Raw genomic sequence first — 21697 nt, 5'->3', positions numbered from 1 at the left:
GGCCCTCTCAACGAAACGGTCGGCGAACCGGGGGCACGGCCCCCGGGGTAAGGGCCAGGGTAGCCGCTCGGGGATACTTGACCCCATGGCTTACGACGATCTTCGTTCCCTGCTCAGGGCGCTGGAGCGCGAGGGCGACCTCAAGCGTGTCAAGGCTGAGGTCGATCCGTATCTGGAGGTCGGGGAGATCGTCGACCGGGTACAGAAGGCCGGCGGTCCCGCCCTGCTCTTCGAGAACGTGAAGGGCTCCTCGATGCCCCTCGCGATGAACGTCTTCGGTACCGACCGGCGGCTGCTGAAGGCCCTGGGCCTGAAGTCGTACGGCGACATCTCCGACAAGATCGGCGGGCTGCTGAAGCCCGAGCTGCCGCACGGGTTCGTCGGCGTCCGCGAGGCCTTCGGCAAGCTCGGCGCGATGACGCACGTGCCGCCGAAGAAGGTGAAGTCCGACAGCGCGCCGGTCCAGGAGGTCGTGCTGCAGGGCGACGAGGTCGACCTCGACCGGCTGCCCGCCCTGTTCACCTGGCCCAAGGACGGCGGCTCCTTCTTCAACCTGGGGCTCACCCACACCAAGGACCCGGAGTCCGGGGTGCGCAACCTCGGTCTGTACCGCCTCCAGCGCCACGACAAGCGCACCATCGGCATGCACTGGCAGATCCACAAGGACAGCCGCAACCACTACCAGGTGGCGGCGCGCAGGGGAGAGCGGCTGCCCGTCGCGATCGCCTTCGGCTGCCCGCCCGCGGTGACGTACGCCTCCACCGCGCCCCTGCCCGGCGACATCGACGAGTACCTCTTCGCCGGCTTCGTCGCGGGCAAGCGGATCGAGATGGTCGACTGCAAGACCGTCCCGCTCCAGGTCCCCGCGCAGGCCGAGGTCGTCCTGGAGGGGTGGCTGGAGCCCGGGGAGATGCTGCCGGAGGGGCCCTTCGGCGACCACACCGGTTTTTACACCCCGCAGGAGCCGTTCCCGGCACTGAGGATCGACTGCGTGACGATGCGCCGCCGACCCCTGCTGCAGTCGATCGTCGTAGGCCGGCCTCCGACGGAGGACGGCCCCCTCGGTCGTGCGACGGAACGCTTCTTCCTCCCCCTGCTGAAGATCATCGTCCCGGACATCGTGGACTACCACCTGCCGGAGTCCGGCGGTTTCCACAACTGCGCGATCGTCTCGATCGACAAGAAGTACCCCAAGCACGCCCAGAAGACGATGCACGCGATCTGGGGCGCGCACATGATGTCCCTGACCAAGCTGATCGTGGTCGTCGACTCCGACTGCGACGTGCACGATCTGCACGAGGTCTCCTGGCGGGCGCTGGGCAACACCGACTACGCCCGCGACCTGACGGTCGTGGAAGGCCCCGTCGACCATCTCGACCACGCCTCCTACCAGCAGTTCTGGGGCGGCAAGGCGGGCATCGACGCGACGAAGAAGTGGCCCGAGGAGGGCTACACCCGCGACGGCGGCTGGCCCGACATGGTCGAGTCCGATCCCGAGACGGCGGCGAAGGTCGACCGCCGCTGGAAGGAGTACGGCCTGTGAGCAGCGCCTCCGCGGCGATTCCGCAGCCAGGACGCACGAAGGCGTTCCTCCGCCTCGTCATGATCGAGCACTCGGTGTTCGCGCTGCCGTTCGCGTACATCGCCGCGCTCACCGCCATGTTCCAGTGGGACAAGAACATCCACTGGGGCCGGCTGCTGCTGGTGACGGTCTGCATGGTGGGTCTGCGGACCTTCGCGATGGCCGTGAACCGGATCATCGACCGCGAGATCGACGCCCGTAATCCGCGCACCGCGCACCGCGAGCTGGTGACGGGCGCGATGTCGGTACGGCACGCCTGGACCGGCGCGCTGATCGCCCTGGTGATCTTCCAGGGCTCGGCCGCCCTGCTGAACCCCCTGTGCCTGGCCCTCGCCCCCATCGCGGTGATCCCGATGGTGGTCTACCCCTACGGCAAGCGGTTCACGAACTTCCCGCAGGCCATCCTCGGCCTGGCCCAGGCGATGGGCCCGGTCGGCGGCTGGCTGGCCGTCACCGGCACCTGGTCCTGGGACGCGGTGATCCTCGGCCTCGCCGTCGGCATCTGGATCGGCGGCTTCGATTTGATCTACGCCTGCCAGGACGTCGAGACCGACCGCGAGATCGGCGTCATGTCGGTCCCGGCCCGCTTCGGCATCCCCGCGGCGATCTGGGGCGCGCGGGTCTGTCACGCGGTCACCACGGCCCTGTTCGCCTGGTACGCGCTCGCCACGGACGCGGGCGCCTTCTTCTGGCTCGGTCTGCTGATCGTGGCGGGCGCGTTCGTGTACGAGCACTCGATCGTCCGCCCCCATGACCTGTCCCGCCTGAACCGGGCGTTCTTCAGCGTCAACGGGTTCATCGGGATCGCCCTGTTCGTGTGCGCGCTGCTGGATCTGCTGGTGCGCGGACTCACCGTCTGACGGAACGAAGGGGCCGTCGGCGCCCTCGGCAGGCACCGTGCGCCCCGTTTCGGCGGGGCGCTAGGCGATGAGCTCCTGACCGGAGGATGCGGACCTGCGGCGGCGGAACACGAACGCCGCCGCCACCCCCGCCACCAGCCCCATCAGATGCCCCTGCCAGCTCACGCCGGACTGGGTGGGGGCGAGGCCCGCCAGGATCGAGCCGCCCCAGACCGCGGCGACCAGCAGGCCGGCCAGCACGCCGAGCGGGCGCCGTTCGACGAATCCGGTGACCAGCAGGAAGCCGAAGAGGCCGAAGATCAGGCCGGACGCGCCCGCGGTGTTGGTGCCGGACGGCGATATCAGCCACACGCCGAGCCCGTCCGCGACGACGATCAGCGCACAGACCGCGGCGAACCGGCGTATGCCGCTGAGCGCCGCGAGGAACCCCAGGACCAGCAGCGGCACGCTGTTCGCGGCGACATGGGCGAAGCCGAAATGGATGAAGGCGGCCGGGACGACGTCCACCAGCTCGGAAGTCGTGCGCGGGACGATGCCGAAGCCGTCCAGCGCGTGCCCGCTGATCACATCGGCCACTTCCAGCAGCCACAGCAGCGCCACCCAGCCCGCCATCAGCTTGGCGGCCGTCAGCGCCCGGTCACCCGGTGACCCCGCGCGCTGCGCATCCCACATACCCGGCACGGCAACCCCCACTGCCCAACTCGTCCCCAAACGGGAACGCCTGGCACCCCTTGGTCGGTTCCCACCCCGCCACGCCGGATAGGCTCGGTGTCGTGAACCCAGTCAAGCCAGGAGAGACGGCGCGTACGCCTTGGATCGTAGGGGTGTCCGGCGCTTCCGGCACCCCATACGCCGCCGCCGTGCTGCGCGCGCTCCTCGGTGCCGGCGAGAGCGTCGATCTGGTCGTCAGCCGGGCCTCGCGGCTCACCCTGCTCGACGAGACGGGGATCTCCTTCCGTGACGCCCACTGGCAGGACGACCTGCGGGAGTGGCTGGCGCGGGGCGCCGACGGCAAGCCCGGGACCTTCGAGGCGGACATCGATGACGTCCGGTACTGGAACGCCGGGGACCTCGCCGCCGGGCCGTCCTCGGGGTCGTACGCCACCAAGGGCATGCTGATCGTGCCCGCCTCCACCGCCTGCGTCGCCGGAGTCGCGCTCGGGCTGTCCAAGGACCTGTTGCAGCGGGCGGCGAGCGTGACCCTGAAGGAAGGGCGCGGGCTCGTCGTCGCCGTACGGGAGACGCCCCTCAACGGGCAGACGCTGCGTCACCTCGTGACACTGGACGACGCGGGGGCGACCGTCGTGCCCGCCTCGCCCGCCTTCTACGCGGGGGCCACGCACATCCAGGACCTGGTGGACTTCGTCGCCGGACGCGTCCTCGACGCGGCGGGCGTGGAGCACCGTCTCTACCGCCGCTGGAAGGGCGAACTGGGCGGCGGCGACCGTCACACCTGACCCGGCACGCCACAGCATCAAGCGGTACCAGCAGGACTCATCACTTCAAGGCTCAGTTCGGCAAGTACGTCGCTCAGCACGTACGTCAGACCTCTTCAGCGGAAGGCTTTCAATCGCATGGACGCGGTGGACAGGCAGCTCATCCAGGCCCTGAGGGAGAACGGCCGGGCCTCGTACGCGGAGCTGGGGCGTCTCGTCGGCCTGTCGGGCCCCAGCGTCACCGACCGCATCAACCGGCTGGAGGCGGCCGGCGTCATCACCGGCTACCGCGCCACCGTCGACGCGGCCTCGCTCGGTCTCGGCGTCACCGCGCTGATCGGCATCTCGCTGTCCGACGCCACCGACCACGAGGACGTGGCGAACCGTCTGCGGGACCTCGGCGAGATCGAGGACTGCTGGTTCATCGCGGGCGACGACTCCTACATGCTCAAGGTGCGCGCGGCCGACGTGGACGGTCTGGAGAAGATCATCCGGCGGCTCAGCGGCACCACGGGCGTCTCCCGGACCCGTACCACGATCGTGCTCTCCACGAAGTGGGAGAACCGGGTGGGTGAGCTGCCGGAAGAGGTCTAGGGGGCTGGGCGTACGGTTGACGGAGTCTGATCGAGAGAGGTGCACGCATGGATGTCGGGCTCAAGCGCGAGCTGGAGGAGAAGGTCCGTTCCGGTGAGCGGCTGTCCCGTGAGGACGGCGTCGCGCTGTACGAGTCGGACGACCTGGCGTGGCTCGGCGGACTGGCCCACGAGGTGCGCACGCGCAAGAACGGCGACGTGGTCCACTTCAATGTCAACCGTCACCTCAACATGACCAACGTCTGCACGGCCTCCTGCGCCTACTGCTCCTTCCAGCGCAAGCCGGGCGAGAAGGACGCGTACACGATGCGCATCGAGGAGGCCGTGAAGCTGGCCAAGTCGATGGAGGCGGAGAACCTCACGGAACTCCACATCGTCAACGGCCTGCACCCGAACCTGCCGTGGCGCTACTACCCGCGCTCGCTGCGGGAGCTGAAGGCGGCCCTGCCGAACGTCTCCCTGAAGGCGTTCACGGCCACGGAGATCCACCACTTCGAGACCATCTCGGGGCTGTCGGCCTCCGAGATCCTCGACGAGCTCATCGACGCCGGCCTGGAGTCCCTGACCGGCGGCGGCGCGGAGATCTTCGACTGGGAGGTCCGTCAGCACATCGTGGACCACCGCACGCACTGGGAGGACTGGTCCCGCATCCACCGCCTGGCGCACGAGAAGGGCCTGAAGACGCCCTCCACCATGCTCTACGGCCACATCGAGGAGCCGCGCCACCGCGTCGACCACGTCCTGCGCCTGCGTGAGCTCCAGGACGAGACGAACGGCTTCCAGGTCTTCATCCCGCTGCGCTACCAGCACGACTTCGTCGACATGAAGGACGGCAAGGTCCGCAACCGGCTCCAGGCCCGCACCCAGATGGCCACCGGCGCCGAGGCCCTGAAGACCTTCGCGGTCTCCCGGCTGCTCTTCGACAACGTCCCGCACGTCAAGGTCTTCTGGGTCATGCACGGCGTCCAGACGGCCCAACTGGCCCTGCAGCACGGCGCCGACGACATGGACGGCTCGGTCGTCGAGTACAAGATCACTCATGACGCGGACAACTTCGGCACCCCGAACAAGCTGACCCGCGACGACCTGCTGGACCTCATCCGGGACGCGGGCTTCCGCCCGGTCGAGCGCAACACGCGCTACGAGATCATCCGCGAGTACGACGGCGCGGACCCGGCACGCCGCGAGTCCCCGCAGCCGATGCGCCTCTGAGCCCGGCCGGGTGCGCGGGGGCTGCGCGCGCAGTTCCCCGCGCCCGAGGGCGGGCGCTCGGTGCGGCATGGCTGCCACCGGGGCCTCCGCAAGGCCGCGTACGACGGCCCGGTCGCGGATCCGAAGGTGGCCGCACACGCCCTGACGTAATGGCTACGATGATGCCGTGTCCCTTACTTTCACCCTGGACCCCGCCGTCACCCCCGCCCTGCGTGACGGCATTCTCGATCTGTGGACCGATGTCTCCAACAAGGGCGGAGCCGTCGGATTCGTGCCGCCGGTGGGGCGGGAGGAGGTCCGGCCGGAGCTGGTGCGGCACTTCGTGGCGATGGCCGAAGGGCGCTGCCGGCTGCTGGTCGGGCACGACGCGGCGGGCGAGGTGGCCGCGACCGCGTTCTTCACCTTCAACACGCACCGGCTGATGACCCACTGGGTGTGGCTGTACACGGTGATGGTCCACCCCGACCACCAGGGCAAGGGCTACGGCCGTGACCTGCTGGCCGCCGCCGAGCGCTCGGCCCGCACCTTCGACGGCGTCGACGCGATCCGGCTCACCTGCCGGGGCGGCCTCGGTCTGGAGCGCTTCTACGGCTCCTGCGGCTACAAGGAGGTCGGCCGGATCCCGGACGCCATCCGCGTCGCGCCGGGCGACGACCGGGACGACGTGATCATGCTGCTGCCGCTCGAACAGGCGGTCGGCTGACCCCCCTGCAAGATCGGCGGTCCGCCGTGCTTCACTGGGCAGTGGCCCTTTTTGGAATCGGAAGAGTGGATTGAGATGCTCCGCTACACACTGATGCGCCTCGGGATCTTCGTGGGCTGCCTCGTGGTCGTCTGGGGCCTCGTCTACTCCGGCCTCGCCCCCCGCGGCCTCGGCGACTCCAACGGCATGTGGGTCGTCCTGCTCGCCCTGGTGCTGTCGGCCCCCATCAGCTTCGTGGTGCTGCGCAAGGAGCGTGACCGCGCCTCCGCCGGGATCGTGCAGCGCGTCGACCGGATGAAGGCCAACCTGGAGGCGAACCGCAGCCAGGAGGACATCGAGGACGACGCCTCCCGCACGCCGGGGCAGGCTTCCCGGGCCTCGTAGGGCCGCCGCCCCGCTCTTCCGGATCCCGGCAGTGAATACCGACGGGTAACTGCGCGGGTGCCTCCTTTACCCTTGTCCGGATCATGATGTGGGATGGCTGGAACCACATCGGGCCGACCGGTGTATCAGCTGTAGGACCCGCATGCGACGGGCACCGGAACACAAGGGGGAAACCGTGGCGCGAGCGCGCGCGAAACAGGGCGCACGACGTGTTGCCGAGGCAGTGGCCTCCGGCACCGATCCGCGGACGGCCGCACAGGAGGAACTGCGGCGGCAGGCCGGCGGACGAGGGACACGGGGCGCCGGCGGCGGTGACCACGACGCCCAGGGCCAGGGCATCGACCCGGCCGACTTCCCGGCCGCACGGGAACAGGGCGGCTCCACCGCCACCGTCATGCGACAGAAGACAGTGCCGCTGGACGAGGCCGGGGAGGCGCTCGGCCGCAGCGAGCAGATCCGGGAGGGCACCGAGACGGTGCACGCCATCTGCCCGATGGTGATCCCCAAGGGCCGCTCGATCATCTCCATGCTGCCGGTGCTGATGCTGCTCCTGCTGGGCGCGGTCGGCGCGGGCATCGTGGGGGCGTCCGGCGCGGACGTGCTCACCAACCCCCTGTTCGGCGTGCACTACTGGGTCATTTCACTGCTCGCCGTCGCGTTCGTGTGGTGGCGTCAGGGCATGGTCATGGTCCCCGACGGCTGCCAGGCGATGATCACCCGCTTCGGCAAGCTGGAGAAGGTCGTCGGGCCGGGACGGATCGTGCTGCTGAGCCCGTGGAAGCGGGTGTCGTACATCGTCAACACCACGATCGAGTACCCGTTCAACGCGCCGGTGCGCGAGGCGCCCACCCGGGGCGGGGTGAAGGGCTCGATCGACCTGTTCATCCAGTTCCGGATCAGCGACCCGACGGAGTTCGTCTACACGCTGGGCGCGGTGCGCGGCTTCGAGGAGAAGCTGAGCAACGCGGTGAGCGAGACGATCCGCAGCCTGATCTACGAGCAGGAAGCCGCCGGGATCTACGACATGGTCGGTGAGGACACCGGCCGCCTCCTGGAGCAGCTCAACCAGCAGTTCCGCCCGGCCGTCGAGCTGACCAACGCCAACATCACCCACGCCGAACCCTCCGACCAGCGCTACCGCATGGACCTGGCGGCGCCGGAGATGGTGCGCGTGGCCAAGGAGGCGTACACCCATGAGTACGCGCTCCAGCTCCGCAAGGAGCAGGACGAGGGCGACCTCACCCGGGAACTCGCCTCCAGCCACGAGACGTTGTCCGCGATCCAGGCCGACATCGCCCAGTACCAGGCGCAGATGGACACCGCCGTGGAGCGTGAGACCAACCGCGCCGAGGCACTCGCCCGGCAGCGCTATGTCCAGGCCGAGTCGGAGGCCAAGGCCAACGCGGCCCTGCTGGAGGCACAGGCCCTCGACATCCGCGCGGTGACCGCCGCGGAGGCGCCGGAGATCCTCGAATACCGCTACCAGCAGCAGGTGCTGGACACACTGGAGCAGGTCGCCGACCACCTGCCGCGGCTGGTGCGCATCGGCGGCACGACGGACGGCGGCGTCGCCGGCATCGACTTCCTCGAGCTGGCCCGCGAGCTGGTCGGCGAGCGCGGCACGGAGCTGTTCACCGACGAGGACATGGCCGCCGTACGGGAGCGTCTGGGCGAGGTGTCCGAGCGGATCGCCGCGCGCGAGGCGGAGATCGGCGCGCTGCTGGCGGCCGAGCGGCCCACGGTGCCGCAGGTTCCCGACCAGCCCGCACCGGCCGCCGGCGACGCCCGCGACGCCGGCTCCGACACCGCCGAGGAGGCCACCCGATGAGCACCGTCCGTACCCAGCGCAGGTCGGTCATCTCCGAGAAGGTCGCCCCCTGGGCCGACATCGCGCGGCTGCTGCGCGGCGGCGAGGCCGACACCCTCATCCCGGTCATCATCCCCCGCCACCGGCGCCGTCTGTGGTGGATGCTGCCGCTGTGGATCGGGGTGTACGCCCTGTTCATGGGCGTGATGCTGTCCCTCCAGGAGGCGGACGCCTCCTCGGCCGCCGGGGACCTCGCCTACGGCACCCTCGCCACCCTGTCCTACGCCGGCGGCGCCTTGCTGCTGCTGGTCGGCGGACTGTGGTGGTGGCGCTCCTCGATCGTGGAGATCGAGCAGGGCACCAACGGCGTCCTGACCCGCTACGGCGCCGTCGTGCGCACCCTGGACGCCGGCCGCCACTACCTGTGGCACCCCTGGTCCCGCGTCGACTTCGTCGTCGACACGGCCACGGAGATCCCCTACTCCGCGCCGGTGATGGCCTGTCCGACGCAGGAGAACGTACCGCTGCGCTCGATCGAGTTCTTCCTGAAGTTCCGCATCACCGACGCCGTGCTGTTCGTGCGCACCATCGGCGCGGGCAACTTCGACCTGGTGCTCTCCAGCGCCGTGCAGGACGCGATCCGCCAGCGCGCCCGCAAGATGCGCACCGAGCGGGCGTACGACCTGCGCGGCTCGGACGTGGCCGACATGCAGGAGCTGCTCAACCGCCAGCTGTCCGGCTACGGCGTGCGCATCACCGGCTCCAACATCCCGGACGTGCAGCTGCCGACGCAGTACCAGCAGCACCTGGCCACCCGGGAGCGGGTCGCCAAGGAGCGCACGGCCTACGACCAGGAGTGGGGCCTGATCCGCAAGCGCCGGATCGACCAGCTGGGCATGGACATCGAGCGCGCCAAGAAGGTGCGCGACGCCCGGATCGTGGAGGTCAAGGCGGCGCTGAACCGGGCCCGCGAGGAGGTCGCCCAGCTCCTGGAGCAGCAGGAGACCAACGCCCAGCGCGTGCGGTTCGAGATCGAGACCCGGGGCCGCAGTGGTCTGATCGCCGCGGAGAACGAGGCCCGCGCCCAGCGTGCCCTCGCCAAGGCGTACCGCGACAACCGTGCCGTGCTCCAGTACGAGCTGGCCCGGCGCCGCCTGGAGGTGGGCGCTAAGCTCGCGGGCCGGGCACCGCAGCCGGTGGTCGTGCGCACCGACGGCACCGGCGCCGACACCTCGGCCCTGTCGACCTTGCTCACCGCGCAGTTGCTGCCCCGGCTGACGGCCCTGCCGGCCGTCGACGGGCAGGTACTGACGGACCGGATGGCCCGGTTCGCCGACGAGCTGGGCGGCGACGAGTAGGGCAGGCGTTCACGGCGGGCCGGGTGGGATCTCCCTCCCGGCCCGTACGCTACGGCCATGGGTGCCGTGAAGACCAAACGGATGCCGCGGGCCGTCCGTGAGCAGCAGATGCTGGACGCCGCCGTGCGGACCTTCGGCAGGCGCGGGTACATGGCCGCGTCGATGGACGAGATAGCCGAACTCGCCGGTGTCTCCAAGCCGTTGGTGTATCTGTACCTGAACTCCAAGGAAGACCTCTTCACCGCCTGCATCCGGCGGGAGGCCGCCGCGCTGGTCGCGGCCGTGCGCGGGAGCGTCCGGACCGAGCTGCCGGCCGACCGCCAGCTCTGGGACGGGCTGCGGGCGTTCTTCACCCACACCTCGCACTACCCGGACGCCTGGTCCGTCCTGCACCTCCAGGCCCGCACGCACGGCGAGCCGTTCGCCACCGAGGTCGCCGCGATGCGGGCCGAGATCGTCGACTTCGTGACGCAGCTGATCGTGGTGGCCGCCCGCGAGGCGCACCGTGACCCCGACCTCCCGGCCAGCGAGGTCGCCGGTATCGCCGAAGCCCTGGTGGGCGCCGCGGAGTCGCTCGCGGACTGGGCCAACACCACGCCGGGGGTGAGCGCGCGGCAGGCGGCCGCCACGCTGATGAACTTCGCGTGGGCCGGTCTGGGCAACCTCATGGACGGCCGGCCCTGGACGCCGCCGGAGGCAGCTCACGAGGCGAGCGGATAGACCTCACCCCGCACATGGACGCGGTCGTCCCCGCCGCGCAGCTCGAACCGCCCGCCCTCCGCGGCGTACGTCACCGTCGCGGGCAGCAGCACCGGCGCCCGGAAGTCCGCCCGCGCCCGTACCGCGTCCGCGGTGCCGTGGGCGGCGAGGCAGCGGGCCACCGTCCACATGCCGTGCGCGATGGCGCGCGGGAAGCCGAACAGGCGGGCGGTGAGCGGGTGCAGGTGGATCGGGTTGCGGTCACCGGAGGCGGCGCCGTAGCGGCGTCCGACGTCCCCGGCGATACGCCACTCGGCGACCTGCGGCAGGGGCTTGGGCTCCTCGGCCGGCGGTGTGGGCGCAGCCGTGTCGGTGCCGTGGGTACGGTGCCGGGCGAGATACCTGCTCGTCGACTCCCACACGACGTCCCCGCCCGACCGCACTTCGGTGACCACCACGGCCTCGGTGCCCCGGCGGTGCGCCGCCAGCCGGTCGACGTGCACGCCGACGTCGTACGCGCCGGTCGCGGGCATCGCCGTGTGCCGGGTGACCTCGATGGACGTGTGGACGAGCCCGAGCAGCGGCAGGGGGAACGCCCGCTCGCTCATCAGCCTCATGGCCAGCGGGAAGCCGAGGACGTGCGGGTAGGGCAGGGGCAGCGCGTCGTCGCCGGTCGCGAAGCCGCACACCCGTTCGTAGGCGGCCAGCCGCGCCAGGTCGACGCGCACGCCGGGCAGTACGAGCCGGGTGCGGGGGAACTCCGCGTCGGGGCGGGGCCGTTTGAACGCGGAGAGCACCGCGCCCCGGGCGAGCAGGGCCGGAAGGGAGGGGGCGCCGGTCAGCACGGTCGTCATCAGGCCCCCAGCAGGCTCTGGCCGCAGACCCGGACGACCTGGCCGTTGACCGCGCCCGACGCGGGGTGTGCGAGCCAGGCGGTCGTCTCGGCGACGTCGGCCGGCAGGCCGCCCTGCGCGAGCGAGTTCATACGCCGGCCCGCCTCCCGGATGAACAGGGGGATCGCGGCGGTCATCCTCGTCTCGATGAACCCGGGCGCGACCGCGTTCACGGTCACCCCGTGCTCGGCGAGCGCCCGCGGCGCCAGGGAGCGGACCAGGCCGACGACGCCCGCCTTGCTCGCGCCGTAGTTGGTCTGCCCGGCGTTCCCCGCCAGCCCCGCGATCGACGCCGTCGCCACGATCCGGCCGCCCTCGCGCAGGGTTCCGCTCGCCAGCAGCGCGTCCGTGGTGCGCAGCACGCTCGCGAGGTTCACGTCGAGCACCGAACTCCAGCGCTCGGCGGGCATGTTGACCAGCCGCCGGTCCCGGGTGATGCCGGCGTTGTGGACGAGGACGTCCAGCCCGTCGGGCAGCGCGGCGGCGATCCGCGCTCCGGCGTCGTCGGCGGTGATGTCCAGCGTGAGCGCGGTGCCGCCGAGCCGGTCGGCCACCCGCCGAGCGTCCTGCTCGGCCTGCGGCACGTCCAGTACGACGATCCGGGCGCCGTCCCTCGCCAGCGTCTCGGCGACCGCCTCCCCGATGCCGCGTGCGGCGCCGGTGACCAGGGCGGTGCGGCCGGCGAGAGGACGCGCGGGGTCCGCGGGCGCGGTGACGTCCTGCGGGCCGACCTCGACGACCTGGCCGCTGACGTAGGCCGACTTGGGGGAGAGGAGGAAGGCGAGGGTCGACGCGGCGGCGCGGGCGTCCGTCAGCCGGACCAGGTTCACGGTCCTGCCGCGCCCGATCTCCTTGCCCAGCGAGCGCGTGAAGCCCTCCAGGGCCTGCTGGGCGGCCGCCTGGTGGTGGTCGGCCGGGTCGAGGGGAGCGCCGAGGACGACGATCCGGCCGCTGCTCGTCACCGACCGCACCACCGGGTGCAGGGCCGCGTGCACCTCGGCGAGCGTCTCGACGTCCCGCACTCCCGTGGCGTCCAGCACGACGGCGGCCGGCTGCTCGCGGGCGGTGGTCGGGCCGAGGCCCGTCGCCGCGAGGTCGAGGCCCGTCGCGGCGAGGTCGAGGTCCGACTTGCCGGCGGTGAGGAGCAGCCGGTCGCCCTCCAGCGCGGGCCGCTCGGGCGAGAAGCGTTTCAGTGCCGCGGGCTGGGGCAGCCCGAGGCGGCGGGTGACAAAGCGGCCGGGTGCGGTGCCGGTGAAGCTCAGATAGCGGTCGGCCATGTGCGACTCCCAGGTGCGCTCCGGAACTGACTCTGGAGTAAGGTTACCGGAGGTAATCCCATGGTGGACGTGAGGAGTGGGTGGAGATGAGCCCCAGCAAGAGCTCCGGGACGAGCTCCGGCGCGAGCTCCGTGCCGGCCCCGTCGGTCCGGCGCGTCGCGGTGATCGGCGGCAGCCGCATCCCGTTCGCGCGCTCCGACGGCCCGTACGCCACCGCGTCCAATCAGGACATGCTCGCGGCCGCCCTCGACGGTCTGGTCGAGCGGTACGACCTCGCGGACCCGGGCGCCGTCGGCGAGTTCGTCGCCGGGGCCGTCCTCAAGCACAGCCGCGACTTCAACCTCGCCCGCGAGACCGTCCTCGGCTCGCGGCTGGACGCGCGCACCCCCGCGTACGACATCCAGCAGGCCTGCGGCACCGGTCTTCAGGCCGTCATCGCCGCCGCCAACAAGATCGCGCTCGGCCAGACCGAGTCCGCGATCGCCGGCGGCGCCGACACGGCCAGCGACGCCCCCCTCGGCGTCAACGACCAACTGCGCCGCCTCCTGCTGGAGGCCCGGCGGGCCAAGTCGCTCGGCGGCCGGGTCCGGGCGCTCACCCGCGTGCGCCCCTCCCACCTCGTCCCGGACATCCCCCGCAACGCCGAGCCGCGCACGAAGCTCTCCATGGGCGAGCACGCCGCCGTCACGGCACGCGCGTGGGGCGTCACCCGCGAGGCCCAGGACGAACTGGCGGCGGCCAGCCACCAGCGGCTCGCGGCGGCGTACGAACGCGGCTTCTTCCAGGACCTGGTCGTGCCCTTCCGTGGGCTGGAGCGGGACCAGAACCTGCGACCCGGCTCGACGCCGGAGAAACTCGCCGCGCTGAAGCCGGTGTTCGGTCTGGACGGCGCCGATCCGACGATGACGGCGGGCAATTCGACCCCGCTGACGGACGGGGCGGCTGTCGTGCTGCTGGCGAGCGAGGAGTGGGCGCGGCGCCGGGGACTGGAGCCGCTGGCCTACCTCACCGCCCATGAGACGGCGGCCGTGGACTTCGTGCACGGCGATGTGGCAGGTGGTGAGGACGGGCTGCTGATGGCACCGGCGTACGCCGTCCCGCGCATGCTGGAGCGGACGGGGCTCGGCGTCGCCGACTTCGACCTCGTCGAGATCCACGAGGCCTTCGCCTCCCAGGTGCTGGCCACGCTGGCGGCGTGGGAGAAACGGGGGCTCGCGCCCGTGGACCGCGCCCGGCTGAACGTCACCGGCTCGTCCCTGGCGACCGGTCACCCCTTCGCGGCGACCGGAGCCCGGATCGTGGCCACGCTGGCCAAGTCGCTCGCGGAGACGGGCGGTTCGGGGCGCGGGCTGATCTCGGTCTGCGCGGCCGGCGGCCAGGGCGTGACGGCGATCCTGGAGCGAAGGTAAGGAACGGGTGAGACGAAGCTGAGTGCCCCTCACATAACCCCCGAGGTTGCACATACCCGGCTCCGGACCACCCCCGAACCCGCACAACCCCCACACGCGTGAGCCGTACGATCTCCTGCCTAACCAGCGGTAACCCCTTTCCGCAGGCCTCCGCAGGTGAACGCCACGGTGCGCGAGGCACGTACGTCATGCAGCAAGCAGATTTCTTCGCTGCAAGCCCGCCGCAGGAGCCGCCCGTGTCCACCTCGCTTCCGTCCTTCGCCCCCTCGGCCGCGTTCGACGACGCCCCGGGCCCGACCCTGGTGCAGCCGGTGACGAGGCGGCTGGACGGCGTCGTACGGGAGGCGTACGTACCGCCGTTCGCGCCGCCGGTCACCCATGGCTCACTCGCGGACCTGCCCTTCGACAACGCGGACCAGGCGCCCGACGCCGTGGTCCTCAGCCGCAAGGGCGCGGACGGGCAGTGGACGGACGTGACGGCCGCGGAGTTCGCCGAGCAGGTGCAGTCGGTGGCGAAGGGGCTGATCGGCGAGGGACTGGTGCCCGGCGACCGGATCGCCGTCATGGCCCGCACCTGCTACGAGTGGACGCTGCTCGACTTCGCCGCCTGGGCGGCCGGCCTGGTGACGGTCCCGGTCTACCCCACCTCCTCCGTCTTCCAGACCCGCTGGATCCTCCAGGACTCCGGCGCGGTGGCCCTGGTCACCGAGACCGCGGCCCAGGCCGCCGCGCTCGGCCCCGAACTGGACCGGGTGCCCGACCTGCGCCACATGTGGGTGATGGAGAAAGGGCATGTGGACCGGCTGGCGGAGGCCGGCGCACAGCAGCCCGACGGTGAAGTGGCCGTACGGCGGGGCATGCTGGTGCCGGACACGCTGGCCACCCTCATCTACACCTCCGGCACGACCGGCCGCCCGAAGGGCTGCGCGCTGACGCACGGCAACTTCTTCGCCGAGGTCGACAACGCCATCGAGCTGCTCTACCCGATCTTCAAGGCGCGCACCAGCGAAGAGGCGTCCGTCCTGCTCTTCCTGCCGATGTCGCACGTCTTCGGCCGGATGGTCGCGGTGGCCTGCGTACGGGCCCGGGTGCGCCTCGGCCACGCGCCGAGCCTGAAGGCCGAGGACCTGCTGCCGGACCTCGCGGCCTTCCGCCCCACCTGTCTGCTGACCATCCCCTATATGCTGGAGAAGATCTTCAACTCCGCCCGCGCCAAGGCCGAGGCGGGCGGCCGCGCCTCGTCCTTCGACCGGGCGGCGTCGGTCGCCGAGCGCTACGGCGAGGCGCTGGAGTTTCGCGCGTCCGGAACCGGCGGGGGACCCAACGCGGCCCTGAAGACCGCCCGCGCCTTCTACGACCCCCTGGTCTACCGGCGGATCCGCAGCGCGATGGGCGGCCGCGTGAAGTACGCGATCTGCGGCGGCTCCCCGCTCGGCCGGCGCCTGGCGGCCTTCTACGCCGGGGCGGGCATCGAGATCTACGAGGGCTACGGCCTCACCGAGACGACCGCCGCCGCGACCGTGACACCGCCGCTCAAGCCCCGCCTGGGCACGGTCGGCTGGCCGCTTCCCGGCACCCGCGTCCGTATCGCGGCCGACGGCGAGATCCTGGTCGCCGGCGACCAGGTGCTGCGCGGCTACTGGGACCCGGCGGCCGGCGGCGTGGTCCCGGCCACGGCGGACGGCTGGCTGCCGACCGGTGACATCGGCGCCCTGGACGACGACGGCTATCTGACGATCACCGGCCGCAAGAAGGAACTCCTCATCACCGCGGGCGGCAAGAGCGTGGCCCCGGCACCGCTGGAGAACTGGCTGCGTTCGCACCCGCTGATCTCGCAGTGCATGGTCCTGGGCGACCGCCGCCCCTACGTCTCGGCACTGGTCACCCTGGACATGGACGGCGTCACCCACTGGCGCCGGATGAACGGCAAGCACGCCGTGCCCGCCGAACTCCTCGTGGACGACCAGGAGTTGCGGGCGATCCTGCAACGCGCGATCGACGAGGCGAACAAGCTGGTGTCCCGCCCGGAGTCCATCCGCCGGTTCGCCGTCCTGCCGACGGACTTCACGGAGCTGGCCGGCCACCTGACACCGTCGATGAAGCTGCGCCGGGAAGTGGTGATGCGGGACTTCGCGACCGAGGTGGAGGACCTGTACGCGAAGTAGCGCCGCGCTCGCGGCGCCCGGGGAGGCCGCACACGCGCGTGATCGCCCGAGCGGCGGGCAGGAGCCGCACAGGACGAACGGTTGCCGTCTCGTTACGACAACCGCTTGACGTGACATGCCCCGTCCGCGTTGGCTACCGCCACCCGGGTAGCAACGCCGCTCCTCCGCTCGGAAGGCCCAGAAGTGAACGCTCGCACCCCCCACACCTCCGCCGTACGCCGGATCGGTACAGCCCTCGTCGCCTCCGCGTCGGCGATGTCGCTCGCCGCGTGCGGTGTCATCGACGGCATCGGGGGCGGTGACAGCTCGGCCTCGCCGGAGAAGGGTGACGACATCACGGTGGGGCTGCTGCTGCCCGACAAGGACACCGCCCGCTTCGAGAAGTTCGACTACCCGCTCATCAAGAAGGAAGTCGGCACCCTCACCAAGGACAAGGGCAAGGTCGTCTACGCCAATGCCGGGGCGAGCCCGCAGAGACAGAGCGAGCAGTTCCAGCAGATGATCGACGACAAGGTCGACGTCGTCCTGGTGGACGCGGTGGACGCCAAGGCCATAGCCCCCGAGGTGCAGAAGGCCAAGGACGCGGGCATCCCGGTCATCGCCTACGACCGTCTCGCCGAGGGCCCCATCGACGCCTACGTCTCCCACGACAACGAGCTCGTCGGTGAGGTGCAGGCCCGCTCCCTGGTCGAGGAACTCGGCGACAAGGCCGCGAGCAGCAAGGTCGTCATGATGAACGGCGACCCCGCCGACCCGAACACGGACCGGTTCAAGAAGGGCGCCCTCGCGGAGCTCGAGGGCGCCGTGAACATCGTCAAGAAGTACGACACCACGAAGTGGTCGCCCGAGGCCGCCAAGGCCAACATGGAGAAGGCGATCGCCGCGGTCGGGGTCGGCAGCGTCGGAGCCGTCTACTCGGCGAACGACGGTATGGCCGGTGCCGTGATCGACGCGCTCAAGGAGGCCGGCGCGAGCACGATCCCGCCGGTGACCGGGCAGGACGCGAACCTGGACGCCGTGCAGCGGATCGTCTCGGGCGAGCAGTTCATGACGGTGTACAAGCCCTTCCTGCAGGAGGCGACCAACGCCGCGAAGATGGCCGTGTACAAGGTGCAGGGCCGTGACCTGGAGTTCGACTCGCTCACCCAGGACTCGGTCGACAGCCCCACCCAGGACGACATCCCGGCCCACCTGGTGACGGTGGTCGCGCTGACGAAGTCCAACATCGAGGAGACGGTGATCAAGGACGGCGTCTACACCGTCGACCAGATCTGCACCCCCGAGTACCAGGCGGACTGCGACCGGATCGGTCTGACGTAGTCAGCCCCGGCGGTGCCTCTCCACCAGGTCCGCGAACGCCCTGGCCGACGGGCTGAGCGCGTCCCACCGGCGGACGGCCCAGCCCACGGGCAGCGGACGCAGCGCGGGCAGCGGGATCAGCCGCAGGTCGCCGTCGCCGGGAACCGCCAGCCCCGGCAGCGCGGGCACCACCGCACGCCCGACCCCCAGCTCGGCCAGCAGCAGCGCCGTGTCCCAGTCGGCGACGCTGGTGTCCCGCGCGAACCGGACGCCCAGTTCGGCGCAGGCGGCGTCCAGATGCGCCGCCGACGCCGAGTTCGGCGGCAGCCGGATCAGCCGTACGTCCGCCAGGTCGGTGGCGGCGTCAACGTACGGCCGACGGGCCAGCGGATCGTCGGCCCGCACCGCCAGCACCCACGGCAGTTCCACCACCGGCCGCTGCTCGATGCCGCGCACCGGGGGGCCGAGGGTGATCCAGGCCAGGTCGAGCGTGCCGTCGGCCAGCGCGTCGAAGCTGCCCCGGCCCGAACTGACCGTGCGGAACTCCAGGTTGACCCGGGGATGCCGGCGCCGGTACGCGACCACCGCCTCCGACATGAAGTGCCGTACCGTCGTCGCTCCCGTCGCCACGCGCACGTATCCGCTCTCGCCGTCGACCAGGTCCCGCAGCTGCCGTACCGCCACATCCAGCCCGGCTATCCCCTCGGCGGCCGCCGCCTCCAGCACCCGGCCCGCCTGGGTCGGCACCACGCCCCGGGGCCGGCGTTCCAGCAGGGCGACACCGGTCTCCCGCTCCAGGCGTTTCACATGCTGGCTCACGGCCGACTGGGTGCAGCCCAGCTCCCGCGCCACCGAACTGAGGCTCCCGGCCCGGCACACGGCCACGAACACCCGTAGGTCATCGAGGGTCATGACACCCAAGTTAATGCTTGGGTGTGGTGACAAATCCCAAGGATTGACTGGGCTTTGCCCGATGGACGACGATTTCGGACGGGCCCGGGCGGCAACCCGCTCCTCGCCCCGCCGGCGTCCGGACCAAGGCGGGAGGGAGCGGGTGCCGACCCACCACAGAGCTTTGACTCCCTTGTCCCGCGCTTGACTTCACAAGGCATCCGCGCCACATTCGCATTTCTGACACACCCTCAGAAACGTGGAGCCGTCCAGGCGGGAGCCGTCCCCATGACCACCAGCGCGCACCCTTCCCGAAGACATGTCCTCGCCGCCGGTGCCGCGGGCACGGCCGCCACCGCTCTCGGGTTCACCGGGGCGATCCAGCAGCCCGCGCGGGCGGCCGACCTGCCGCTCCTCGGCACGTACGACGTCGTGGTCGTCGGCTCCGGCGCGGCCGGCATGACCGCCGCCCTCACCGCGGCGCGGCAGGGCCTGAGCTGTGTGGTGCTGGAGAAGGCGCCCACCTTCGGCGGGTCCGCCGCCCGGTCCGGTGCCGGGATCTGGATCCCCAACAACTCCGTGCTCCTCGCGGCCGGTGTGCCCGACACCCCCGCGAAGGCCGCCGCCTATCTCTCCGCCGTCGTCGGCCCGGACGTGCCCGAGGACCGGCAGCGGGCCTTCCTCGCCCACGGCCCGGCGATGCTCTCCTTCGTCATGGCCCACAGCCCCCTGCGTTTCCGCTGGATGGAGGGGTACAGCGACTACTACCCCGAGCTGCCCGGGGGCCTGCCGAACGGCCGCTCCGTCGAACCCGACCAGCTCGACGGCAACCTCCTGGGCGCCGAACTGGCACGTCTGAACCCGCCGTACATGGACGTGCCCGCCGGCATGGTCGTCTTCAGCGCCGACTACAAGTGGCTGGCCCTGGCCGCCGTGAACGCCAAGGGCGCCGCCGTGGCCGCGCAGTGCCTGGCGCGCGGCACGGCGGCCGCGCTGCGCGGCGAGAAGCCGCTGACCATGGGCCAGTCGCTGGCGGCCGGGCTGCGGCTCGGGCTCCGCTCGGCAGGGGTGCCCGTATGGCTCGGCACACCGCTGACCGACCTGTACGTCGAGGACGGCGCCGTGAGCGGAGCGGTCGTCACCCGGGACGGCGGTCCGGGCCTGGTCCGGGCCCGGCGCGGCGTGATCGTCGGCTCGGGCGGCTTCGAGCACAACGCGGCGATGCGCGCGCAGTACCAGCGTCAGCCCATCGGCACGGACTGGACGGTCGGCGCGAAGGAGAACACCGGCGACGGCATCCGGGCCGGGCACCGGCTGGGCGCCGCGCTCGGCCTCATGGACGACGCCTGGTGGGGCCCGGCGATCCCGGTCCCCGGCCAGCCGTACTTCTGCCTGGCCGAACGCACCCTCCCCGGCGGCCTGCTGGTCGACGCGGCCGGCGCCCGCTTCGTCAACGAGGCCGCCCCCTACAGCGACGTCGTCCACACCATGTACGACGTCCACGACACCAGTCCGGCCATCCCGTGCTGGCTGGTCGTCGACCAGCACTACCGCAACCGCTACCTCTTCAAGGACGTCCTGCCGGCCCTGCCCTTCCCCGCCTCCTGGTACGACTCGGGTGCCGCGCACAAGGCCTGGTCGCTGGACGCGCTCGCCGCCTCGATCGGCGTCCCGGCGACGGCCCTGCGCACCACCGTGGACCGCTTCAACGCGCAGGCCCTGAAAGGAAAGGACCCCGACTTCCACCGGGGCGACAGCGCCTACGACCACTACTACACGGACCCGTCCGTGCTGCCCAACTCCTGTCTGGCACCCCTCTGGCTGCCCCCGTACCACGCCTTCCGCATCGTCCCCGGCGACCTCGGGACCAAGGGCGGCCTCCTCACCGACGCCCGCGCGCGGGTCCTGCGGGAGGACGGCTCGGTCATCCGGGGCCTGTACGCGGCGGGCAACGCGAGCGCCGCCGTCATGGGGCACAGCTACGCGGGCGCGGGCTCGACGATCGGCCCGGCGATGACCTTCGGGTACATCGCGGCGAAGGACATCGCCGGAAGCCTGTAAAGGAGGCTAGGCGGGCTTCCTGACGAGGAGGAACGCCTGCTGCGACGTCTCGTCCAGCGCCGGGTCGGGCTCACGGACGGTCCGGGAGAAGAGGGCGAAGCCGGCCGCCGTCAGCAGCTCGGCGATGTGCTCCGGGCGCCGCCGCTGGAAGGTGAGCGCGACCGGGTGGCCGAAGGGCCGGTCGTGGTGCCGGTGCGCGTCACCGGCCTGGAAGGCGACGAGCAGCGGCGCGCCCGGGGCCAGCACCCGGTGGAACTCGGCGAACAGGGCGGGCAGCCGGTCCACGGGTGTGTGGATGGAGGAGTAGAAGGACAGCGCGCCGGCCAGCGTGCCGTCGGGCAGGTCCAGCTCCAGCATCGAGCCCTGCTCGAACCGCAGCTGCGGGTTCTCGCGGCGGGCGATCGCGAGCATCGACTCCGACAGGTCGACCCCGAACACGGGCAGCCCCAGCGCGGCGAGGCGGGCCGTGGTCCGCCCCGGCCCGCAGCCCAGGTCCGCCACCGGCCCGTCCCCGTCGACGAGTTCGGCGAACACCGCCAGTACCGCCCGCTCCACGGGCCTTCCCACGAGCTCGTCCTGGAAGAGCGTCGCGTAGTCCTCGGCGATCGCGTCGTAGAAGGTGCGGGTGGCGGTCAGGAAGTCAGCGTCGGTCATGGCCGGGGACCCTAGCGAACGGCACTGACAAGGCCGTCGGCCTCGGCGAAGGCCGCTCGCACGGCAGGTGAGGACCGGGCGAGCGCCGCCGTCTGCGACGTGCCGGCCCGCACCCACCCCTACTCCGTGCCGCCGTCCCCCTACTCCGTGCCGCCGTCCCCCTGCTCGGCGCCGCCTCGTCCCCCGCCGAACCCGATCGCGCTGCCGACGGCGACGCCCAGGCACAGGCCCAGGGCGAGCCCGAGGGCCAGGTTGTCGAAGACGGTCAGCCCGAACACCACGCCGATGGCCGTGCCGAGGGACAGGCCGACGGGCAGGCCGACGGGCAGGCCGACGGGCAGGCCCGTCGCCGGCTTGTCGTCGGCGGGGGTCCCGTGGTCCTCCCCCTGGGCGTTCTCGTCACCGCTGGTCATA

The 21697-nt window shown here is 71.5% G+C and carries 20 protein-coding genes; 14 read left to right on the top strand and 6 right to left on the bottom strand.

The annotated features are described in order from the left end of the window. Positions 1-85: 85 nt before the first annotated feature. Positions 86-1543, top strand: a complete 1458-nt coding sequence (locus tag ACGFW6_RS22635) for a menaquinone biosynthesis decarboxylase (RefSeq protein WP_393512580.1) — start codon at positions 86-88, stop codon at positions 1541-1543. Next, positions 1540-2442: a menaquinone biosynthesis prenyltransferase MqnP gene (gene mqnP, locus ACGFW6_RS22630; protein WP_393512577.1), complete on the top strand. Its 903-nt coding sequence runs from the start codon at positions 1540-1542 to the stop codon at positions 2440-2442. The genes ACGFW6_RS22635 and mqnP overlap by 4 nt, the downstream gene beginning before the upstream one ends. A gap of 60 nt (positions 2443-2502) precedes the next feature. Here mqnP and ACGFW6_RS22625 read toward each other — a convergent pair whose 3' ends face one another. Then, a complete protein-coding gene (locus ACGFW6_RS22625) occupies positions 2503-3114 on the bottom strand; it encodes a rhomboid family intramembrane serine protease (RefSeq protein ID WP_393512574.1) in 612 nt (203 codons plus the stop codon). A gap of 152 nt (positions 3115-3266) precedes the next feature. Here ACGFW6_RS22625 and ACGFW6_RS22620 point away from each other — a divergent pair, with 152 nt between their 5' ends. The 8 genes from ACGFW6_RS22620 (at position 3267) to ACGFW6_RS22585 (ending at position 10655) form a co-directional block, all read left to right on the top strand. Then, the gene (locus ACGFW6_RS22620; protein WP_393512571.1) at positions 3267-3899 is read left to right on the top strand and encodes a UbiX family flavin prenyltransferase; all 633 of its coding nucleotides are present in this window, start codon (positions 3267-3269) and stop codon (positions 3897-3899) included. A 117-nt stretch (positions 3900-4016) separates the two neighbouring features. After that, positions 4017-4472 (top strand): Lrp/AsnC family transcriptional regulator, encoded by a 456-nt coding sequence (locus ACGFW6_RS22615; protein WP_030944826.1) that lies wholly within the window; start codon positions 4017-4019, stop codon positions 4470-4472. Positions 4473-4519: 47 nt separating this feature from the next. Next, positions 4520-5683: an aminofutalosine synthase MqnE gene (mqnE, locus tag ACGFW6_RS22610; protein WP_393512568.1), complete on the top strand. Its 1164-nt coding sequence runs from the start codon at positions 4520-4522 to the stop codon at positions 5681-5683. 166 nt (positions 5684-5849) lie between these two features. Then, complete coding sequence (locus ACGFW6_RS22605; protein WP_393512565.1) at positions 5850-6386, top strand: GNAT family N-acetyltransferase; 537 nt, start codon at positions 5850-5852, stop codon at positions 6384-6386. A 75-nt stretch (positions 6387-6461) separates the two neighbouring features. Then, a complete protein-coding gene (locus tag ACGFW6_RS22600) occupies positions 6462-6770 on the top strand; it encodes a DUF4229 domain-containing protein (RefSeq protein WP_393512563.1) in 309 nt (102 codons plus the stop codon). A 175-nt stretch (positions 6771-6945) separates the two neighbouring features. Beyond that, positions 6946-8598, top strand: a complete 1653-nt coding sequence (locus ACGFW6_RS22595) for an SPFH domain-containing protein (protein ID WP_393512560.1) — start codon at positions 6946-6948, stop codon at positions 8596-8598. Further along, positions 8595-9935 (top strand): SPFH domain-containing protein, encoded by a 1341-nt coding sequence (locus tag ACGFW6_RS22590; protein WP_393512558.1) that lies wholly within the window; start codon positions 8595-8597, stop codon positions 9933-9935. Before ACGFW6_RS22595 ends, ACGFW6_RS22590 begins: the two co-directional genes overlap by 4 nt. Before the next feature lie 57 nt (positions 9936-9992). Beyond that, entirely contained in the window at positions 9993-10655 is a 663-nt protein-coding gene (locus ACGFW6_RS22585) for a TetR/AcrR family transcriptional regulator (RefSeq protein ID WP_393512555.1), read from the top strand. Here the strand turns inward: ACGFW6_RS22585 and ACGFW6_RS22580 are convergent. Further along, positions 10637-11488, bottom strand: coding sequence for a MaoC family dehydratase (locus ACGFW6_RS22580; RefSeq protein WP_393512552.1), 852 nt, complete (start codon positions 11486-11488; stop codon positions 10637-10639). The genes ACGFW6_RS22585 and ACGFW6_RS22580 overlap by 19 nt on opposite strands. Beyond that, positions 11488-12804: a 3-oxoacyl-ACP reductase gene (locus ACGFW6_RS22575; RefSeq protein ID WP_393512549.1), complete on the bottom strand. Its 1317-nt coding sequence runs from the start codon at positions 12802-12804 to the stop codon at positions 11488-11490. The genes ACGFW6_RS22580 and ACGFW6_RS22575 overlap by 1 nt, the downstream gene beginning before the upstream one ends. Before the next feature lie 86 nt (positions 12805-12890). Between ACGFW6_RS22575 and ACGFW6_RS22570 the strand changes: the two genes are divergently transcribed. From ACGFW6_RS22570 to ACGFW6_RS22560, 3 genes are all read left to right on the top strand, one after another. Continuing rightward, a complete protein-coding gene (locus tag ACGFW6_RS22570; protein WP_393512546.1) occupies positions 12891-14213 on the top strand; it encodes an acetyl-CoA C-acetyltransferase in 1323 nt (440 codons plus the stop codon). A gap of 236 nt (positions 14214-14449) precedes the next feature. Then, positions 14450-16378 carry an AMP-dependent synthetase/ligase gene (locus ACGFW6_RS22565; RefSeq protein ID WP_393512543.1) on the top strand — a complete coding sequence of 643 codons (1929 nt, stop codon included), beginning with the start codon at positions 14450-14452 and terminating at the stop codon, positions 16376-16378. Between the two features lie 183 nt (positions 16379-16561). Beyond that, the gene (locus ACGFW6_RS22560; RefSeq protein ID WP_393512541.1) at positions 16562-17698 is read left to right on the top strand and encodes a sugar ABC transporter substrate-binding protein; all 1137 of its coding nucleotides are present in this window, start codon (positions 16562-16564) and stop codon (positions 17696-17698) included. On the opposite strand, the gene ACGFW6_RS22555 is transcribed toward ACGFW6_RS22560, so the two are convergent. Next, positions 17699-18589 carry a LysR family transcriptional regulator gene (locus ACGFW6_RS22555; RefSeq protein ID WP_393512538.1) on the bottom strand — a complete coding sequence of 297 codons (891 nt, stop codon included), beginning with the start codon at positions 18587-18589 and terminating at the stop codon, positions 17699-17701. A gap of 267 nt (positions 18590-18856) precedes the next feature. On the opposite strand from ACGFW6_RS22555, the gene kstD reads away from it, so the two are divergent. Then, positions 18857-20629: a 3-oxosteroid 1-dehydrogenase gene (kstD, locus tag ACGFW6_RS22550; protein WP_393512535.1), complete on the top strand. Its 1773-nt coding sequence runs from the start codon at positions 18857-18859 to the stop codon at positions 20627-20629. Positions 20630-20635: 6 nt separating this feature from the next. Here the strand turns inward: kstD and ACGFW6_RS22545 are convergent, their stop codons facing one another. Both ACGFW6_RS22545 and ACGFW6_RS22540 read right to left on the bottom strand, forming a co-directional pair. Then, positions 20636-21283, bottom strand: a complete 648-nt coding sequence (locus ACGFW6_RS22545; RefSeq protein WP_393512532.1) for a class I SAM-dependent DNA methyltransferase — start codon at positions 21281-21283, stop codon at positions 20636-20638. 140 nt (positions 21284-21423) lie between these two features. Then, entirely contained in the window at positions 21424-21696 is a 273-nt protein-coding gene (locus tag ACGFW6_RS22540) for a hypothetical protein (protein WP_393512529.1), read from the bottom strand. Position 21697 lies beyond the last annotated feature (1 nt).

This window comes from Streptomyces sp. Y7, from assembly GCF_043195415.1.
Classification (GTDB): Bacteria; Actinomycetota; Actinomycetes; order Streptomycetales; family Streptomycetaceae; genus Streptomyces.
Note: the sequence above shows the minus strand (reverse complement) of the source record. Positions and strands in the feature narration are given on the sequence as shown.

Excerpts from the sequence above, each read along its gene's own strand:
- ACGFW6_RS22635 (WP_393512580.1), top strand. The coding sequence starts at position 86 with ATGGCTTACGACGATCTTCGTTCCCTGCTCAGGGCGCTGGAGCGCGAG.
- ACGFW6_RS22625 (WP_393512574.1), bottom strand. The coding sequence starts at position 3,114 with ATGTGGGATGCGCAGCGCGCGGGGTCACCGGGTGACCGGGCGCTGACG.
- ACGFW6_RS22615 (WP_030944826.1), top strand. The coding sequence starts at position 4,017 with ATGGACGCGGTGGACAGGCAGCTCATCCAGGCCCTGAGGGAGAACGGC.
- mqnE (WP_393512568.1), top strand. The coding sequence starts at position 4,520 with ATGGATGTCGGGCTCAAGCGCGAGCTGGAGGAGAAGGTCCGTTCCGGT.
- ACGFW6_RS22600 (WP_393512563.1), top strand. The coding sequence starts at position 6,462 with ATGCTCCGCTACACACTGATGCGCCTCGGGATCTTCGTGGGCTGCCTC.
- ACGFW6_RS22590 (WP_393512558.1), top strand. The coding sequence starts at position 8,595 with ATGAGCACCGTCCGTACCCAGCGCAGGTCGGTCATCTCCGAGAAGGTC.
- ACGFW6_RS22585 (WP_393512555.1), top strand. The coding sequence starts at position 9,993 with ATGGGTGCCGTGAAGACCAAACGGATGCCGCGGGCCGTCCGTGAGCAG.
- ACGFW6_RS22580 (WP_393512552.1), bottom strand. The coding sequence starts at position 11,488 with ATGACGACCGTGCTGACCGGCGCCCCCTCCCTTCCGGCCCTGCTCGCC.
- ACGFW6_RS22575 (WP_393512549.1), bottom strand. The coding sequence starts at position 12,804 with ATGGCCGACCGCTATCTGAGCTTCACCGGCACCGCACCCGGCCGCTTT.
- ACGFW6_RS22570 (WP_393512546.1), top strand. The coding sequence starts at position 12,891 with ATGAGCCCCAGCAAGAGCTCCGGGACGAGCTCCGGCGCGAGCTCCGTG.
- ACGFW6_RS22555 (WP_393512538.1), bottom strand. The coding sequence starts at position 18,589 with ATGACCCTCGATGACCTACGGGTGTTCGTGGCCGTGTGCCGGGCCGGG.
- kstD (WP_393512535.1), top strand. The coding sequence starts at position 18,857 with ATGACCACCAGCGCGCACCCTTCCCGAAGACATGTCCTCGCCGCCGGT.
- ACGFW6_RS22545 (WP_393512532.1), bottom strand. The coding sequence starts at position 21,283 with ATGACCGACGCTGACTTCCTGACCGCCACCCGCACCTTCTACGACGCG.
- ACGFW6_RS22540 (WP_393512529.1), bottom strand. The coding sequence starts at position 21,696 with ATGACCAGCGGTGACGAGAACGCCCAGGGGGAGGACCACGGGACCCCC.